The 18,042-nt window shown below is 70.9% G+C and carries 15 protein-coding genes; 14 read left to right on the plus strand and 1 reads right to left on the minus strand.

Going from position 1 to position 18,042, the window contains the following annotated elements; translation table 11 throughout:
* Positions 1–76 precede the first annotated feature (76 nt).
* The 5 genes from pheS to O7601_RS17050 all read left to right on the plus strand — a co-directional run bounded on the left by pheS (position 77) and on the right by O7601_RS17050 (position 7,010).
* On the plus strand, positions 77–1,144 hold the full coding sequence (gene pheS, locus O7601_RS17030; protein WP_281562101.1) for a phenylalanine--tRNA ligase subunit alpha: 1,068 nt from the start codon (positions 77–79) through the stop codon (positions 1,142–1,144).
* Between the two features lie 36 nt (positions 1,145–1,180).
* The gene (pheT, locus tag O7601_RS17035; protein WP_281562102.1) at positions 1,181–3,757 is read left to right on the plus strand and encodes a phenylalanine--tRNA ligase subunit beta; all 2,577 of its coding nucleotides are present in this window, start codon (positions 1,181–1,183) and stop codon (positions 3,755–3,757) included.
* Between the two features lie 237 nt (positions 3,758–3,994).
* Complete coding sequence (locus O7601_RS17040; RefSeq protein ID WP_281562103.1) at positions 3,995–5,197, plus strand: nucleotide sugar dehydrogenase; 1,203 nt, start codon at positions 3,995–3,997, stop codon at positions 5,195–5,197.
* Entirely contained in the window at positions 5,197–5,976 is a 780-nt protein-coding gene (locus tag O7601_RS17045) for a glycosyltransferase family 2 protein (protein WP_281562104.1), read from the plus strand. The genes O7601_RS17040 and O7601_RS17045 overlap by 1 nt, the downstream gene beginning before the upstream one ends.
* Positions 5,977–5,984: 8 nt before the next feature.
* On the plus strand, positions 5,985–7,010 hold the full coding sequence (locus tag O7601_RS17050; RefSeq protein WP_281562105.1) for an NAD-dependent epimerase/dehydratase family protein: 1,026 nt from the start codon (positions 5,985–5,987) through the stop codon (positions 7,008–7,010).
* Positions 7,011–7,067: 57 nt separating this feature from the next.
* On the opposite strand, the gene O7601_RS17055 is transcribed toward O7601_RS17050, so the two are convergent.
* Positions 7,068–7,952 (minus strand): Crp/Fnr family transcriptional regulator, encoded by an 885-nt coding sequence (locus tag O7601_RS17055; protein WP_281562106.1) that lies wholly within the window; start codon positions 7,950–7,952, stop codon positions 7,068–7,070.
* 169 nt (positions 7,953–8,121) lie between these two features.
* On the opposite strand from O7601_RS17055, the gene O7601_RS17060 reads away from it, so the two are divergent.
* The 9 genes from O7601_RS17060 to O7601_RS17100 all read left to right on the plus strand — a co-directional run bounded on the left by O7601_RS17060 (position 8,122) and on the right by O7601_RS17100 (position 18,020).
* Positions 8,122–8,931 (plus strand): hypothetical protein, encoded by an 810-nt coding sequence (locus tag O7601_RS17060; protein WP_281562107.1) that lies wholly within the window; start codon positions 8,122–8,124, stop codon positions 8,929–8,931.
* Entirely contained in the window at positions 8,928–11,231 is a 2,304-nt protein-coding gene (locus O7601_RS17065) for a HEAT repeat domain-containing protein (RefSeq protein WP_281562108.1), read from the plus strand. Before O7601_RS17060 ends, O7601_RS17065 begins: the two co-directional genes overlap by 4 nt.
* Positions 11,228–12,037, plus strand: a complete 810-nt coding sequence (locus O7601_RS17070) for a hypothetical protein (RefSeq protein WP_281562109.1) — start codon at positions 11,228–11,230, stop codon at positions 12,035–12,037. The genes O7601_RS17065 and O7601_RS17070 overlap by 4 nt, the downstream gene beginning before the upstream one ends.
* A gap of 131 nt (positions 12,038–12,168) precedes the next feature.
* On the plus strand, positions 12,169–13,170 hold the full coding sequence (gene argC / locus O7601_RS17075) for an N-acetyl-gamma-glutamyl-phosphate reductase (protein WP_281562110.1): 1,002 nt from the start codon (positions 12,169–12,171) through the stop codon (positions 13,168–13,170).
* Positions 13,167–14,333, plus strand: a complete 1,167-nt coding sequence (argJ, locus tag O7601_RS17080; protein WP_281562111.1) for a bifunctional glutamate N-acetyltransferase/amino-acid acetyltransferase ArgJ — start codon at positions 13,167–13,169, stop codon at positions 14,331–14,333. Before argC ends, argJ begins: the two co-directional genes overlap by 4 nt.
* Before the next feature lie 54 nt (positions 14,334–14,387).
* Positions 14,388–15,275 carry an acetylglutamate kinase gene (gene argB, locus O7601_RS17085; RefSeq protein ID WP_281562112.1) on the plus strand — a complete coding sequence of 296 codons (888 nt, stop codon included), beginning with the start codon at positions 14,388–14,390 and terminating at the stop codon, positions 15,273–15,275.
* A complete protein-coding gene (locus tag O7601_RS17090; RefSeq protein ID WP_281562113.1) occupies positions 15,272–16,582 on the plus strand; it encodes an acetylornithine transaminase in 1,311 nt (436 codons plus the stop codon). The genes argB and O7601_RS17090 overlap by 4 nt, the downstream gene beginning before the upstream one ends.
* A complete protein-coding gene (gene argF / locus O7601_RS17095) occupies positions 16,579–17,508 on the plus strand; it encodes an ornithine carbamoyltransferase (protein ID WP_281562114.1) in 930 nt (309 codons plus the stop codon). Before O7601_RS17090 ends, argF begins: the two co-directional genes overlap by 4 nt.
* A complete protein-coding gene (locus tag O7601_RS17100) occupies positions 17,505–18,020 on the plus strand; it encodes an arginine repressor (RefSeq protein ID WP_281562115.1) in 516 nt (171 codons plus the stop codon). The genes argF and O7601_RS17100 overlap by 4 nt, the downstream gene beginning before the upstream one ends.
* Positions 18,021–18,042: the final 22 nt, after the last annotated feature.

The raw sequence follows: 18,042 nt of genomic DNA on the forward strand, positions 1-18,042 counted from the left end.
ACAGCCGCGCGTCCGTAGACTCGCCTAGCCGCCGCCCGCGAGGGCCGGCGCCGTCGTGAGGGAGTGCCCGTACGCCATGACCTACCGCAACGATCCGTACGACCCGAAGCAGGTCGCCCTGCTCGATCCGGCCGCACTGGCCGAGGCCGTCACCGAGGCCGAGAAGGCGTTCGCCGCCGCCGGTGATCCCGACGCGCTGGCCGCGGTGCGCCCGGCGCACCTGGGCGACCGGTCCCCGGTCTCGCTGGCCCGCCGCGAGATCGGCGCGCTGCCGCCGGCCGCCAAGGCCGACGCCGGCAAACGGGTGAACGAGGCCCGCCGCACCATCGAGCAGGCGTATGCCGCCCGGGCCGAGGTGCTGGAGCGCGAGCAGGCCGAGCGGGTCCTGGTCGCCGAACGAGTCGACGTGACGCTGCCGTACGACCGGCACCCGCGTGGCTCACGGCACCCGATCACCCTGCTGATGGAGCAGATCAGCGACCTGTTCATCGGGATGGGTTACGAGGTGGCCGAGGGCCCCGAGGTCGAGCTGGAGTGGACCAACTTCGACGCGTTGAACATCCCCGCCGACCACCCCGCGCGTGGGCTGATGGACACCTTCCACATCGCACCTGAGGGTTCCGGTCTGGTGCTGCGTACCCACACCTCGCCGGTGCAGGCGCGCACCATGCTGACCCACAATCCGCCGATCTACGTGGTCGTCCCCGGCCGGGTCTACCGCACCGACGAGCTGGACGCCACCCATTCCCCGGTCTTCTACCAGGTCGAGGGCCTGGTGGTGGACAAGGGCATCACGATGGCGCACCTGCGCGGCACGCTCGACCACTTCGCCCGGGCGATGTTCGGCGCGGGTGCGAAGACCCGGTTCCGGCCGCACTACTTCCCGTTCACGGAGCCGTCGGCCGAGTTCGACGTGTGGTTCCCGGAACACCGCAAGGGCCCACAGTGGGTCGAATGGGGTGGCTGCGGCATGGTCAACCCGCGGGTGCTGCGGGCCTGCGGCATCGACCCGGAGGTCTACTCCGGCTTCGCCTTCGGCATGGGCATCGACCGGACCGTGATGTTCCGGCACGGGGTGGGCGACATGCGGGACCTGGTCGAGGGCGACGTCCGGTTCACCCGGGCGTTCGGCCACGGGGCTTAGTGCGGGCGCGAGTTACGGAGACGGTGGTTACACATCATGCGAGTTTCTCTCAGTTGGCTGCGGGAGTACGTCGACGTTCCCGACCTGCCTGTTGACGAGCTGGAGCGGGCCCTGGTGGACCTCGGCATCGAGGTCGAGTCCATCGTGGACCTGGCCGGCACGGTCACCGGGCCACTGGTGGTCGGTGAGGTCCTGGAGATCGAGGAGCTGACCGGCTTCAAGAAGCCGATCCGGTTCTGCCTGGTGAACGTGGGCAACGCCAACGGCACCGGCGAGCCGCAGGAGATCGTCTGCGGTGCCCGCAACTTCGCCCCGGGCGACCGGGTCGTGGTCATCCTGCCCGGCGGAGTCCTGCCGGGTGACTTCGCCGTCGGCGCCCGCCGGACGTACGGGCGCAACTCCAACGGCATGATCTGCTCGGCCCGGGAACTGGGCCTGGGTGACGACCACGACGGCATTGTGGTGCTGCCCGAACACGTCGTTGCCGAACCCGGCGACGACGCCCGGCCGGTGATCGGTCTCAACGACATCATCGTCGAGGTGGAGATCACCCCGGACCGGGGCTACCAGATGTCACTGCGCGGGCTCGCCCGCGAACTGGCGCACGCTCTCGGCCTCGACTACTCCGACCGGGGCCGGATGCCCGCGACCCCCGGCACGGCCGAGCCGGCGTACCCGGTCGAGGTGCGCGACCCGGTCGGCTGCGACCGGTTCGCGGCCCGGATGGTGCGCGGCGTCGACCCGGCGGCGCAGACCCCGGACTGGATGCGGCAGCGGCTGACCATCGCCGGCATCCGCAGCATCTCGTTGCCGGTCGACATCACCAACTACGTGATGCTCGAACTCGGCCAGCCGATGCACGCCTTCGACGCCGACCGGATCGCCGGCCCGCTGGTGGTGCGTCGGGCGGTACCGGGGGAGAAACTGACCACGCTCGACGGGGTGACCCGCGCGCTCGCCCCCGAGGACATGGTCATCTGTGACGCCGGCTTGCCGAACCCGCTCGCCGCCGAGGGCGACGGCATGCCGATCTCGCTCGCCGCCGTGATGGGCGGCGAGACCAGCGAGGTGCTGCCGGGCACCGTCAACGTGCTCTTCGAGGCCGCGCACTGGGACCCGGCGATGGTCGGCCGCACAGCCCGCCGGCACAACCTGTTCAGCGAGGCGGCGAAGCGCTGGGAGCGGGGGGTGGATCCGGCGCTGCCGCTGGTCGCCCTGGACCGGGCGGTCGGGCTGCTCACCTCGTACGCGGGCGGCACCGCCAGCGAGGAGGTGCTGGACATCAACCACGTCCGGCCGCGTACCCCGGTCACCCTGCCGGCCGACCTGCCCACCCGACGGGTCGGTGTGGACTACCCGCCGGCCCGGGTGGTCGCCCTGCTGGAGCAGGTCGGCTGCACCGTGTCGCGCGGCACCGACCGGCTGGCCGAGGACCCGGGCGAGGTGGCGGTGGCCGCCGGTGGCGGCGAGATGCTCAGCGTCACCCCGCCCACCTGGCGACCCGACCTGACCGACCCGGCGGACCTGGTCGAGGAGGTGGTCCGCCTCGACGGGTACGACAAGGTGCCGTCGGTGTTGCCGACCGCGCCGCCGGGCCGGGGTCTGACCCGGCAGCAGCGGCGCCACCGCGCGGTGTCCCGCTCCCTGGCCGAGCGTGGCTACGTCGAGGTCCTGGCGCACCCGTTCGTCGCCACCGAGCTGGCCGACCAGCTCGGCCTGCCCACCGACGACCCGCGCCGTCGCGCGGTGCGGCTGGCCAACCCGCTGTCGGAGGAGGAGCCGCTGCTGCGCACCACGCTGCTCGGCCCGCTGCTCGGTATCGTCCGGCGCAACCTCGGCCGGGGCCTGCGGGACCTGTCCCTCTACGAGATCGGCACGGTCTTCCACCCTCGGCCGGACGCCGGCAGCCCGCCGGCGATGGGCGTCGACCGGCGTCCGACCGACGCGGAGTTCGCCGCCGCCGACGCGGTGGTGCCGCGTCAGCCCCGGCACGCCGCCGTCGTGCTGACCGGCGACATCGAGCCGGCCGGCTGGTGGGGCGGCGGGCGGGCGGCAGGCTGGGCGGACGCCGTCGAGGCGGGTCGCGCGGTGCTGGCCGCCGCCGGGGTACCCGAGGGGCAGGTCGAGGTGCGGTCCGCCGAGTACGCCCCCTGGCACCCGGGCCGCTGCGCGGCGCTGCTGGTCGACGGGACGGTGGTCGGTCACGCCGGTGAGCTGCACCCGCAGGTCGTGGCGACGCTGGAGTTGCCGAGGCGGACCTGCGCCATGGAACTGGACCTGGACGCCCTGCCGTCGGCCCCGCCGATCGGCGCGCCGACGGTGTCGACGTTCCCGCCGGCCCTGATCGACGTGGCGCTGGTGGTGTCCGAGTCGGTGCCGGCGGCGCAGGTGCGCCAGGCGCTCGTCGAGGGTGCCGGCGAGCTGCTGGAGTCGGTGAGCCTGTTCGACGTGTACGCCTCGGAGCAGCTCGGCGCCGGCCGCAAGTCGCTGGCCTACAAGCTCACCTTCCGGGCGCCGGACCGCACCCTGACCGTCGAGGAGGCGGTGGTCGCCCGCGACGCCGCCGTCGCCCGCGCCGCCGAACGCTTCGGCGCCACCCTCCGCGGTGCCTGACAGGTAGACAGAGGGGCCCCTTCTCCACGTCTCGTGCGGAGAAGGGGCCCTTGCTGACTCCCGGAGTGGGGGCGGTGTGCGATCGGTGACGGCGGCGAGGCGATCGGTGTGGGATCGACCGAAAGGTCAACACCGATGGCTGTTTGGTTACCCGCGAGTCACCTCTGAGCGGTTAGCCTGCTTGGATTCCCAGTGCCATCACCCGCATCACCCCGCCACCCCCACGGGAGCCCCCTCATGTCCGATGATCCGCCCGCCTCGGTCGACGTCTGCATCGTCGGTGGTTGTGGCCGGGTGGGCCTGCCACTGGGCATCGCCTTCGCCGCCCGTGGGCTGTCCGTCGTGCTGTACGACATCAACGCCGAGGCCGTCGCGGGCGTCAACGCCGCCACCCTGCCCTTCGCCGAGCCCGGCGCGGCAGCTCCGCTGGCCGAGGCGGTGGCCGCCGGGCGGCTGCGCGCCACCACCGATCCCGCCGCCGTCGGGACCTCGGAGCATCTGGTCGTCGTGGTCGGCACGCCTGTCGACGAGCACCTCAACCCGGATCTCGGTGCCGTGCCCCGCGCGCTGGAACGCTGCGCCGAGCACCTGCGCGACGGTCAGCTGATCGTGCTGCGCAGCACCGTCTACCCCGGGGTCACCGCGCTGACCGAGAAGCTGCTGGCCGGCAAGGGCCTGCGCGCGGACGTCGCCTTCTGCCCGGAGCGGATCGCCGAGGGCCGGGCGATGACCGAGTTGTTCGCGCTGCCGCAGATTGTCGCCGCGCGGACGCCGGAGGCGCTGGCCCGGGCGGAGAAGCTGTTCCGGCACCTGACCGACCAGATCGTCCCGCTCGAACCCGAGGAGGCCGAGCTGGCGAAGCTGTTCACCAACACCTGGCGGTACATCAAGTTCGCCACCGCGAACCAGTTCTGGATGATGGCCAACGACTTCGGGCTGGACTTCGCCCGGATCCGGCATGCGGTGGCGTACGACTACCCGCGCGCCGCCGATCTGCCGATGCCCGGTTTCGCCGCCGGGCCGTGCCTGTTCAAGGACACCATGCAACTGGCCGCGTTCAACCGGAACAACTTCGTCCTCGGCCACTCCGCGATGCTGATCAACGAAGGGCTGCCGCTGTACCTGGTGTCCCGCCTGGAGGACCGGTTCGACCTGGCCGGCTCGACGGTGGGCATCCTCGGCATGGCCTTCAAGGGCGGCAGCGACGACCCCCGAGAGAGCCTGGCGTACAAGCTACGCAAGATCCTGGCGTTGAAGACGCGGGAAACGTTGTGCACCGACCCGTACGTGGCCGACGAGCGTTTCGTCGACCTCGACGAGGTGTTGCGCCGGGCCGACCTGCTGGTCATCGCCGCGCCGCATGAGCAGTACGCCCGCCTGGACACCGACAAACCGGTGATCGACATGTGGGGTCTGACCGGGCAGGGGGTGCGGGTGTGATGAACCCCCGGGTGTCCGTGATCGTGCCGGTCTACAACGAGGGCGACGCGATCATCCGCTGCCTGGAGCGGATGCTGCGCGAGTTGATGCTGCCCGCCGAGGTGCTGATCGTGCACGACATGCCCGAGGACACCACGGTGCCCTACGTCGAGCGGATCGCGCGTACCGACCCGAGGGTCCGGGCGGTGCTCAACACCTACGGTCGCGGCCCGGCGAACGCGATCCGGTTCGGCATCGACGCGGCCCTCGCGCCGGTCGCGGTGGTGACGATGGCCGACGGGTGCGACGATCCCCGCCAGATCGACGAACTGGCCCGATTGGTGGACCGGGGTGTGGTGGTCGCGGCGGCCTCCCGGTACATGCCGGGTGGCCAGCAGGTCGGCGGGCCGAGGCTGAAGCGGATGATGTCCCGCTGGGCCGGCCGCAGCCTCTACACCCTCGCGCGGGCGGGCACCCGGGACGCCACCAACAGCTTCAAGGCGTACGACACGGCGTTCGTCCGCGAGGTCGGCATCGAGTCGCGGACCGGCTTCGAGATCGGGCTGGAACTGACCGCGAAGGCCACCCGGCTGCGCCTGCCGGTCGCCGAGATACCGACCATCTGGCTGGACCGTCCGCTCGGCGAGTCCCACTTCGACCTTGGCCGCTTCCTCCCCGGCTACCTGCGCTGGTACCTGTTCGCCTACGGTCGACGGTTGAGCCGGGAGAAGTTGACCGCCCGGGTGCGGACGGCGGCCGTGCCGACCCGGCGGGGCACCGAGTACGAGAAGACGGCATAGGAGCGTACGTGGCGAAGGTCCTGGTAACTGGTTCGGCCGGCTTCATCGGTGGCTATCTCGTCGCGGAACTGCTCGACCGTGGGCACGAGGTGGTGGGCGTCGACAACTTCTCGAAGTACGGCCCGGTCGCCCAGAGCCACGAGGGGCATCCCAAGTTCCGGTTCGTCGAGGGAGACGCCCGCGACACCGACCTGCTGACCGGGCTGCTCGACGGCTGCGACCACCTGGTCGCCGGCGCCGCCATGATCGGTGGCATCTCCTACTTCCACGCGTACGCCTACGACCTGCTCGCCACCAACGAGCGGATCATGGCAGCGACCTGCGACGCGGCGCTCAACGCACACCGCGCCGGTCGCCTGTCGAAGGTCACCTACCTCTCTTCCTCGATGGTGTTCGAGTCGACCGGCCACTGGCCCAGCCGTGAGGGCGACGAGCGGCGGATCCCGCCGCCGCTGTCCTCGTACGGTTTCCAGAAGCTGGCCGTGGAGTACTACGCCCGGGCGGCCTGGGACCAGTACCAGTTGCCCTACACGATCGTGCGGCCGTTCAACTGCGTCGGCGTGGGGGAGGGGCGGGCGCTGGGCCAGGCCGAGGTGCTCTCCGGCAACGTGAAGCTGGCCATGTCGCACGTGGTGCCCGATCTGGTGCAGAAGATCGTCAAGGGGCAGGATCCGCTGCACATCCTCGGCGAGGGTGACCAGGTGCGGCACTACACCTACGGCGGTGACCTGGCCCGGGGGATCGCGCTGGCCATCGAGCAGCCGGCGGCGCGCAACGAGGACTTCAATCTCTCCACCGCGGAGTCGACCACGGTCCGGGAGCTGGCCGAGCTGATCTGGCGCAAGATCAAGGGACCTGAGGTGCCGTTCCGATACGTCAGCGACGAGCCCTTCCAGTACGACGTACAAAAGCGCGTACCGGACACCACGAAAGCACGCGAGGTGCTCGGTTTCACGGCCACCACTTCTCTGGACGAGATGCTCGACGAGGTCATCCCCTGGGTGACCCATGCGGTCGCCGAGGGCCGCCTCTGACCCGGGCAGCTGTCGGACCTGTCCTTGTCGTCAGGTGGCGGACGGAACGACAGCCGGCTACCCCTCGTCGGCGTCGAGCTGCCCCAGAGCCCGCAGCCGCGGCAGGTCGAGGACGGTGATCCGGCGGTAGTCGGTGTCGATGAGGCCCTCGGTCCGCAGATCACGCAGGCTCTTCTGGATCGAGGTCTCGGAGGCGCCGCAGATCGTGGCGAGCTCCGGTTGGGTGAGGCGGACATTGATGACGACGCCGTCGGGGGCCCGCTGACCGTGGGTGCGGGACAGCTCCGCCACGACACGGGCCACCCTGATCTTGACCGGGTACGAGGTGAAGTCGATCCGTCGCCGGTTCGACCAGCGCAGCCGGTCCGAGACCATGGCCGCGAGTTCGAGCGCCGCGTCGGGGTTCCCGCGTAGGAAGGCCCGGAAGCGGTCGCACGGGATCACGCTGTAGCGGGCGGGTCCGCAGGCGGTGACCGTCGCCGACCGGGGCTGTTCGTTCAGCGCGGACATCTCGCCGACGAGGTCACCCCCCACCCGCAGCGACAGCAGCGCGGTTCGGCCGTCGGGCAGCGCGGCGGTGACTTTGGTCAGCCCCTGCTCGATCAGAACCAGGTGTGACTCCTGACGTCCCTCGTGAATCAGGATCTGACCGGCCGGCACCTGACGGCGGACGCCGAGTTCCAACAACGCCGTGCGGACTGTGGGACCGAGCCGTTGCAGGAATGTTCCGTAGGGCCACTGTGTGGTCTGAGGCGGTTCTCGCCGCATCAACGCTCCCACTTTTCTCCACCAACGACAGCGGTCGAAGCGTAACCGGTCTCTCGCGGTGCGCGATGCCCGGCGGAACAGCGCCACCGCGAGCAGGTAGGCGACCAGCAGCCCGAGCGCCGGCCATCCCGGTAGCCCCGACTCCAGGATCAGGTCGATCGGCAGGATCCACATGGATCAACTCCATCCGTATACACCCGGGGAGACACCCGTACAGGAGGGGATGACGGGTGGTCGACAAACGCCGCGATGCCGTCTTTCTACGGGATCTCCGAGCTTCGTCGCGTCTTGGATGTCACCTGGTGCCCGGCTCTGACGGGCCACGATGAGGAGGACCGACCACATGCGACATCCAGAGCGGCGCCTGCTGGTCTGCGTGGACATGGAGCGCTACAGCCGGCGTACCAATCTTCAGCAGTACGAGGCTCAGCACGACTTTCACCGCCTGCTCCGGGAGGCAGCCGGCGATGTGGGCATGGACCGGGTGGGCTGGACGACACAGCAGTCCGGTGACGGTGAACTGGCGATCCTGCCGCACGACATACCCGAGGCGAGGGTGATCGGCCGGTTCGTGCCGGAGTTGAATCGGCTGCTGCGGCGGTACAACGCCAGCCGGGTGCCGGCGGCTCGCATTCGGTTGCGGGTCGCCGTGCACCAAGGCATGGTGCACGTCGACGGTGCCAACGGATTTCCCGGGCAAGCGGTCGTGCTGGTCAGCAGGTTGTGCGATGCCGAGCCCGTCCGCCAGGCGCTGGCCGCCTTCCCCGAGGCCGGTATCGCGCTGGTGGTGTCCGCAGACATCTACCGTGACGTTGTCACCGAGTATCCCGAGGAACTCCGCCCGGAACGGTTCCGCCGGATCGACGTGGTTCACGCGAGCAAGGGATTTCAGGAACCGGCGTGGTTCTGCGTCGTCGACGAGGATCTGACGTCCTGGACGGACGGATCACCGGAGTCAACCCCACTGGTCGAGAAGCCGTCGAATGTCTCTGCTCGCCGTGCGCGCGCGGACCGGGATGACGTCATCTCCGCTCCGGGCGGGATCCGAACCGGCGACATCACCGTCGAGGGGCAGAACGCCGTCGGCCCGGGTGCCACGGCGATCGGCTCGATCGGCCGAGATGCGATTCTCGGTGGAGGTACGGACCGGTGAGCGACCGTCGTCCGGACTCGGCGTGGTCCGCTTCCGAAGCCGTGCCGGCCGTTGCCGGGCCGGAGCCACCTGGTGACCTGCCGGCGGAGAGCCATCCCGGACCCGGGCCGGACAGCGGCTCGACCGCTGCGGACCCGCCATCCGCGGAGCGAGAGCCGGAGGACGTCGAGGACACCGACGGGGCTGAGGAGCCGCTGGACTCCGCCGACGTGCTGCGGCGTCTCGCCGGCCTGTTCGGCGGCAGCGGGCGCATCGATGTTGGCGACATGCAGGTGCAGGGTCAGAACGCGACGGGTCACGGCGCGCTCGCCATCGGCATGGTCAACGTGACCGCCGCCGCAGCCGTCGCGGGCGGTCGCGTCTGGGCGGAGACGCTGAGCGAGTCGACCGTACGGGAGGTCGTCATCGGGTATGCGCCCACCGCGAGCGATCAGCAACTGGACCGGCAGTTGAAGCAGCGCCACCTGGTGTGCCTGTCCGGTCCGCTCGGCAGCGGCCGCTTCACCTCCGCGCTGGTCGCCTCGGCCCGTCGGCACGGCTTCGGCCGGGTAGGTGTGCTCGGCGTCGAGCAACTCGCCGACCTGCTCGGCACGAACTCCGGTCCCCGCAGCGGATGCGGTTATCTGCTGCGGCTCAACGACGAGACGGTGTGCTCGGTGGACGGGTACACCCTCGTCGCCCTGTCGGCGCGCGCCGAGGCTCACGGGGTGACCCTCCTTCTGGTCGGCGACTTCTCGCGACGGATCCAAGATCTCAGCGGTCATGTCGTTGAGCATCGACCGCCGCCCGCGGAGGAGGTGTTTCGCACTCGGCTGCGACGTGAGTTGGCCGTGCCCTGCGTTGGCTTCTGTGCGGACGGCTGTGACGGCGGGTGCGTCGATCGGTACGTCGACGAGGAGTGCGTCCGGCATCCCTTATTGGCGACTTACCTGGGTGGGGAACCTCGGCCGCGCGAGGTCGTCGCGGTGGTGCGGGCGATCGCCCGGTCAGCGCCACGCGCCGCAGCGCTGACCGATCGTCTGGCGGAGTTGCTGCCCTGGCAGCTGCGCGAGCGTGCCGGGCGCATTCTGGACGCGGAGGACGGTGCCGGTGCCTCGGTAGGTTGGTCCCGGGAACAGGTACGGGCGTTTCGGCTCTCCTGTTCGGTCCTGGTCGGCCTGTCCGCCTCGGAGATCCGACTCGCCGCCGACCGGCTCGTGTCTGCTGACGGGCTCGGGTACGCCGATCGGCTGGTGTCGGCCGACGCGCCGATGCCACCGACGACGGTTCCGCTGCGCCTGCGCGGAACGACCCTGGACCAACTGCTCGGTCCGACGCTGCGGGCGGCGGTGATGGCACCGGCCGACGGGTGGGCCGTGGGTGCTCCCCTTCTCCAGTTTGCTGTGGGCAGCGAACAACTGCGCTCCGCCGTGCTCGACGTGGCCTGGACGGACTGGTACCCACCTCGGGTGTTACTCGACTGGCTCGCGGATCTGGTCCGGGCCGAACAGCCGGCCGTACGGCAGGCAGCCGCCGGGGCGGTCGGTTGGACGGCGAGCAGGGACGTGCAGGCGGCCCTGGACACGGTACGGGATCTGGCCCGGGAGCGGCGGGCCGGAGTTCGCCAGGCGGCCGCGATCGTGCTGGTGGCGATGGCCATGCAACCGCATCTGAGACAGCGGGTCAGGGCCGAGCTGGATCGCTGGGCAGCCGGGTCGGCCAGCCATCTGCGGGACACCGTGGCGCGAGCCCACGAACTCGGGCTGGCTCGTCTCTGGCCGGACGCGGCGCTGGTGCAGCTACGGCAGGTCGCGTCGGCGCGCATGCAGCGCTGGAACAATTCGGTGGTCCGGGGCCTGGTCGAGGTGTACCAGAGCGGCCACGCGGCCGCCCTGGTGCCCGATCTGGTCGAGTGGACCCGGTCGCCCGACCGTGAGGTACCGCTGCACGCAGCCCGCACGCTGCGGGTGCTGGCCGAACGGTGGGCGCGACCGCCGCGGGAACACTGGCCGGAACTGCTGGACCTCGCCCGTACGGGAGTTGTCACCGACGATGACCTGGCGACGCTGTGGGCGACCGCGCTGAGCCTGCCGGAAACGGCGTACCGGTCCTGGCGGACCCTCGGCTTCTGGCTCAACCGGGCGGACGGCCATCCGGAGGTCGCTGGACACGTCCTGGCGCTGCTGCGACTCGTGGTGGCGGAACGGATTCCGTTGCGTAGGCGACTCCACCACCAGCTACGGCATGTGTGGCGTCCGGTGATGCCCCGGAACGCCCTGCTTGCCGATGTCGGACAACTTATCGATGAGGACAGCCGATGAGCACTCAACCCGCCGGAAACCCGCACGTCCGCCACTCGGTGCCGAGGCAGACTGATCGCCGATGGTGGCACTCCATCTTTCCGCCGTCCCCGGCTCCGCTGCCGCTTGTACCCGTTCGGGTGAGCTTTCGGCAGGACGTACCGCAGGCCCTCCTGGTGCCGGCCAAGGGCGACGCTTTCGACTTCCGCCTGCACGCCGTCTACCTCTGGACCGCGTCGAACATGGGATTCGAGGAGCTGCGCCTGCGCGCCGAACGATTGCTGCCGTGGGCGGGTGGGATCGTTCGGGAGCGGGCGGTCGACCTCGCCCGCGAGCACGAGCCACACCGCGCGCACGACCTGGAGCGGGCGCTGAACAACCTCCTGATGCACCAACGTTGGCCGCAGGACGCGAACCTGCCGCAGTTCGGCGTTCATCTGCGGGTCAGCCCCGACGAGCGGGTCCGGGAGCGGCTGCGCCCGTACTGGGAGGAGCGGATCGAGCTCGAGTGCCACCACGAACTACAGAAGATCCGCGCCTGGCAGGCCGACGATTTGACCCGCCGGTGGGCTGCGGTGTTGCAGAGCCTGGAGGACGACCCGGTGACCGGGCATGCGGCGCGGCTGGCCGGAGAGCAGTTCGCCGAGGTCTTCCAGCGGTACGTGGTGGAGCGCCGTGACACCGTCCCGGATTTGGTGAGTCTGCTGCGGGAGGCGGTGAAGGGCCATGGTGATCTTGGTCTCGGGCCGTCCGAGTACACGCAGGCGTGGGACGCCGCGGTGCGGACGTACGAACGTCAGCACGGGCTGTCGGGGCGGGCCAACTGATCGTGCGGTGGCCCTCTTCGGCACCGGAGGGCCACCGCACCCTGCATTACATCACCATGCGCACAGCTGTATGACCTTGCAGTAACTTCCCTTCGGGGCTATTCTCACTGCATAGTCATGCGGAGGTAGGTATGGGGATTCGGGCTGTGGTCGCCGGAGCAAGTGGGTACGCCGGTGGCGAGCTGCTCCGCCTGGTCGCCGGACACCCCGAGTTCGACCTGGTCGCGGCGACCGCACACAGTCAGGCCGGGCAACGGCTCGACGCCGTCCATCCGCAGCTGACCGGGCTGGACGTGATCCTCGGTGCGACCGCGCCGGAGGTGCTGGCCGAGGCAGACCTCGTCTTCCTCGCCCTGCCGCACGGTGAGTCCGCCGCCCTCGCGGCGCAACTGCCCGCCGGAGTCCGGATCGTCGATCTCGGCGCCGACCACCGGCTGGTGGACGCCGACGCCTGGGCCCGTTACTACGGCGGCCCGCACGCGGGTGCGTGGACCTACGGCCTGCCCGAGCTGCCCGGCCAGCGCGAGCGGATCGCCGCCGCGGAACGGGTGGCCAGCACCGGCTGCTACGCGGCGACGATCACCCTGGCGCTGGCTCCGCTGATCACCGCCGGCGCGGCCCGGCCCGACGACGTGGTGGTCGTCGCCGCGTCGGGCACCTCGGGCGCGGGCCGGGCCGCCAAGGCGCACCTGCTGGCCAGTGAGGTGATGGGCGACCTGTCGCCCTACAAGGTGGGCGCGCACCAGCACGTACCCGAGATCAAGCAGGCCACCGGGGCGACCGGGCTGTCGTTCACGCCGGTGCTGGCACCGATGCCGCGCGGCATCCTGGCCACGGTCACCGCGTTGCCGACCGGCGAGGCCGAGCCGCGCGCGGTGCTGGCACAGGCGTACGCGGACGAGCCGTTCGTGCATCTGCTGCCCGAGGGGCGGTGGCCGCACACCGCCGCCACGCTCGGCGGCAACTCCTGTCATCTGCAGGCCACCGTCGATGCCGACTCCGGTCGGCTTATCGTGGTCGCCGCGCTGGACAACCTCGGCAAGGGTGCCGCCGGTCAGGCGGTGCAGAACGCCAATCTGATGTTCGATCTGCCCGAAACCACGGGCCTGTCCGTCTGGGGGACCGCACCATGACCGTGACCACACCCCAGGGTTTCCGGGCGGCCGGGGTGCCCGCCGGCCTGAAGACCAGCGGCGAGCCGGATGTGGCGCTGGTGGTGAACGACGGCCCCGACGCCGGTGCCGCCGGTGTCTTCACCACCAACCGGGTCAAGGCCGCGCCGGTGCTCTGGACCCAGCAGGTCGTCCGGGGTGGCATGGTGCGGGCGGTGGTGCTCAACTCCGGTGGCGCGAACGCCTGCACCGGCCCGGCCGGCTTCCAGGACACCCACGCCACCGCCGAGCACACCGCTGCCGCGTTGGCCGAGGCCGCCGGGCATCAGATCGGCGCGGGCGAGGTGGCGGTCTGCTCCACCGGCCTGATCGGCGAGCGGCTGCCCATGGACCGGCTCCTGCCCGGGGTCGCCGCCGCGGTCGGGAGCCTGGGTGACAACGGCGGCACCGCCGCTGAAGCGATCATGACGACGGACACCCGACCCAAGACCACAGTCGTCTCCGGTGCCGGCTGGACCGTCGGTGGCATGGCCAAGGGGGCTGGCATGCTGGCCCCGGCGATGGCCACCATGCTCTGCGTCCTCACCACCGACGCGGTGGCCGGGTCGCAGGCGCTCGACGCCGCGCTGCGGGCGGCCACCCGGGTCACCTTCGACCGGGTCGACTCCGATGGCTGCATGTCCACAAACGACACGGTGCTGCTGCTGGCCAGCGGTGCCTCGGGTGTAGCGCCGAGCGAGACGGAGTTGGCCTCGGCGGTCACCGCAGCCTGTCACGATCTGGCCCAGCAGCTGCTCGCCGACGCGGAGGGTGCCACCAAGCAGGTCGCCATCGAGGTCGTCGGCGCTGCGGACGAGGACGACGCGGTGGAGGTGGGCCGGGCGGTGGCCCGCAACAACCTGGTGAAGACCGCGCTGTTCGGCAACGACCCGAACTGGGGTCGGATCCTCGCCGCCGTCGGTACCACCACCGCCGCGTTCGACCCGGACGCCCTGGACGTGGCGATCAACGGTATCTGGATCTGCCGGGGTGGCGCGGCGGCCGAGGACCGCTCGAAGGTCGACCTCTCCGGCCGGGACGTAACCATCCGGATCGACCTGCACGCCGGTACGGCCGAGGCGACGGTGTGGACCAACGATCTGTCGCACGCCTACGTGCACGAGAACTCGGCCTACTCAACGTGAGCGCGAGGAATGCAGCGCAGCGGAGTCCCGCAGTCGCGAACGGAAGGTGTCCCGGTGACGCTGAGTTCTGACCTGACCCGTGCCCAGGCGAAGGCCGCCACGCTGATCGAGGCGCTGCCGTGGCTGGCCCGCTTCTCCGGTGCCACGGTCGTGATCAAGTACGGCGGCAACGCCATGGTCGACCCGGAGTTGCAGCGGGCCTTCGCCGCCGACATGGTGTTCCTGCGGTATGTCGGGCTCAAGCCGGTGGTGGTGCACGGCGGCGGACCGCAGATCTCGGCCATGCTCGGTCGGTTGGGCATCGACAGCGAGTTCCGGGGTGGCCTGCGGGTGACCACCCCGGAGGCGATGGACGTGGTCCGGATGGTGCTGGTCGGCCAGGTGGGCCGGGAACTGGTCGGGTTGATCAACGCGTACGGGCCGTTCGCGGTGGGTCTCTCCGGCGAGGACGCCGGACTGTTCACGGCGGTGCGGCGGCCCGCGTACGTCGACGGGCAGCCGGTCGACGTCGGCCAGGTCGGTGACGTCGAGTCGGTGGATGTCTCGGCGGTGGACGACCTGATCGCCGCCGGCCGGATTCCGGTGATCTCCACGGTGGCGCCGGACGCGGACGGGGTGTTGCACAACCTGAACGCGGACACCGCCGCCGCCGCGCTCGCGGTCGCCCTGCGGGCGCGCAAGCTGGTGGTGCTCACCGACGTGCCCGGCCTGTACGCCGACTGGCCCGACAAGTCCAGCCTGGTCAGCGAGATCAGCACCGACGAGTTGGCGAAGCTGCTGCCGTCGCTGGAGTCGGGCATGGTGCCGAAGATGGAGGCGTGCCTGCGGGCCGTCAACGGGGGAGTGCCCGCCGCCCACGTCGTGGACGGTCGGGTCGCCCATTCCACCCTGCTGGAAGTGTTCACCTCGGAAGGGTTCGGAACGATGGTGATTCCCTCATGAGTGCTCTGGTCAGCCGCTGGCGGCAGACGATGATGGACAACTACGGCACGCCGCCGATGGCGCTGGTGGCGGGCTCCGGCGCCGTCGTGGTCGACGAGGCCGGACGAGAGTACGTCGACCTGCTCGGCGGCATCGCGGTAAATGTTCTCGGCCACGCCCACCCGGCGGTGGTGGCGGCCGTGTCGAAGCAGGTGGCGACGCTCGGCCACGTCTCCAATCTGTACGTTTCCGAGCCGCCGGTGGCCCTGGCCGAGTTGCTGCTGGCGCTGGCCGGCCGGCCGGGGCGGGTGTTCTTCGCCAATTCCGGAGCCGAGGCCAACGAGGCGGCGTTCAAGCTGTCCCGCTGCACGGGCCGTTCTCACGTGGTGGCCACCGTCGGCGGCTTCCACGGCCGCACCATGGGCGCCCTCGCGTTGACCGGTCAACCGGCCAAGGCCGACCCGTTCCGTCCGCTGCCGGGCGAGGTCACCCACGTGCCGTACGGTGATGCCGCCGCCCTGGCCGCGGCGGTGACCGACGCCACGGCCATGGTGATCCTGGAACCGATCCAGGGCGAGAACGGAGTGGTGGTCCCGCCCGCCGGTTATCTTGCCGAGGCCCGGCGGATCACCGCCCGGCACGGTGCCCTGCTGGTGCTCGACGAGGTGCAGACGGGCATCGGCCGGACCGGGCACTGGTTCGCCCACCAGGCCGACGGCGTCGAACCGGACGTGGTGACCCTGGCCAAGGGGCTCGGTGGCGGGCTGCCCATCGGCGCGACCCTGGCCTTCGGCCCGGCGGCCGACCTGCTCGGCCCTGGTTCGCACGGCAGCACCTTCGGCGGCAACCCGGTCAGTTGTGCCGCCGCCCTGGCGGTGGTCTCCACCATCGCCAGCGAAGGGCTGCTCGACCACGTGAAGCGGGTCGGTGAGCGGTTGCGTCGGGGGATCGAGGCACTCGGCCATCCGCTGGTGGACGGGGTACGCGGTGCGGGGCTGCTGCTCGGCCTCACCCTCACCGCCCCGGTGTCCGCCGCCCTCGCCGGGGCGCTGCGCGAGGCTGGCTTCCTGGTCAACCCGATCCAGCCGGGCGTGATCCGCCTGGCCCCGCCGTTGATCCTCACCGCCGCCCAGGCCGACGCCTTCCTGGCGGCGTTGCCGGCCGCCCTGAACGCGGCCACGAACGCCCCGGATCGTGTTGCTCCGGAGGCGCCGTCCCGCCGCACGATCCCGACCGCTGCGGATCCTGTTCCGGAAACGTCCGCGGCGGGACGCTCTCGCACCGAGATCCCGACCGACCCGGTGATGCCGACGGAGGCTTCCGCATGATCCGGCACTTCCTGCGCGACGACGACCTGTCTCCGGCCGAGCAGTCCGCAGTGCTCGACCTGGCCGGCCGGATGAAGGCCGACCGCTTCGCGTTCGCGCCGTTGGCCGGGCCCCGCTCGGTGGCGGTGCTCTTCGACAAGCAGAGCCTGCGTACCCGGATCTCCTTCGACGTCGGCATCGCCGAACTCGGTGGTCACCCCCTGGTGGTGGACACCCAGGTCACCCATTTCGGCCGGGGTGAGTCGCTCGCCGACGCCGGCCGGGTGCTGTCCCGCTACGTGGCCGCGATCGTGTTGCGCACCTACGGCGACGAGCGGATCGCGGAGGTGGCCGCCGGCGCCACCGTGCCGGTGGTCAACGCGCTGACCGACGGCTTCCACCCGTGCCAGTTGCTCGCGGACCTGCTCACCATCCGTGAGTGGTGTGGCGGCACCCAGGGGCGGACGCTGACCTACGTCGGGGACGCGGCCAACAACATGTCCCACTCGTACCTGCTGGCCGGCGCGACCGCCGGGATGCACGTGCGGGTCGCCGGCCCGGCCGGCTTCCATCCGGACGCGGACGTGGTGGCCCGTGCCGAGGCGATCGCCGCCGGCACCGGCGGTTCGGTCCGGGTGATCACCGACCCGGTCGCCGCCGTGCGCGACGCCGACGTGGTGGCCACCGACACCTGGACGTCGATGGGGCAGGAGGGTGACGGGTTGGACCGCAACACCCCGTTCCTGCCGTACCAGGTCAACAAGGCGTTGCTCGGGCACGCCGCGCCGGAGGCCGTCGTGCTGCACTGCCTGCCGGCGCATCGCGGCGAGGAAATCACCGACGAGGTGCTCGACGGCCCCCGCAGCGCGGTATTCGACCAGGCGGAGAATCGGCTGCACGCCCAGAAGGCGCTGCTGACCTTCCTTCTCCAAGGGGAGCCGACATGACCGCACCACTGACCCGAGGCGCTCGGCACGCCCGGATCGTCGAGCTGATCCGCGACAAGCCGATCCGGTCGCAGACCGAGCTGGCCGAGCTGCTCGGCGACGAGGGCGTGCAGGTCACGCAGGCCACCCTCTCGCGGGACCTGAAGGAACTCGGCGCGGTCACCGCCCGGGGCGGTGACGGCCGAGCCGTCTACGTCATCCCCGAGGACGGCCATCGTCCGCTACGCGACGCCGAGGCGGCACCGGCCCGTCTGGTGCGGCTGCTGCGTGAGCTGCTCAACGAGGTCGACTCCAGCGGCAACATCGCGGTCCTGCGTACTCCGCCGGGGGCCGCCCACTACCTGGCCAGCGCGTTGGATCGGGCGGGCCTGTCGGAGGTCGTCGGCACCATCGCCGGCGACGACACCATCTTCGTCGTGGCACGTGCCGCCGATGGTGGCGCGGCGCTCGGTGAACGGCTCGCCGGCTGGGCCCGCCGGGACGACAGCGCCGAAGAAAGCGGTACGCCATGAGTGAGGTTGCGTCGGACGTGGG

Source organism: Verrucosispora sp. WMMD573 (genome assembly GCF_027497175.1).
GTDB lineage: Bacteria > Actinomycetota > Actinomycetes > Mycobacteriales > Micromonosporaceae > Micromonospora.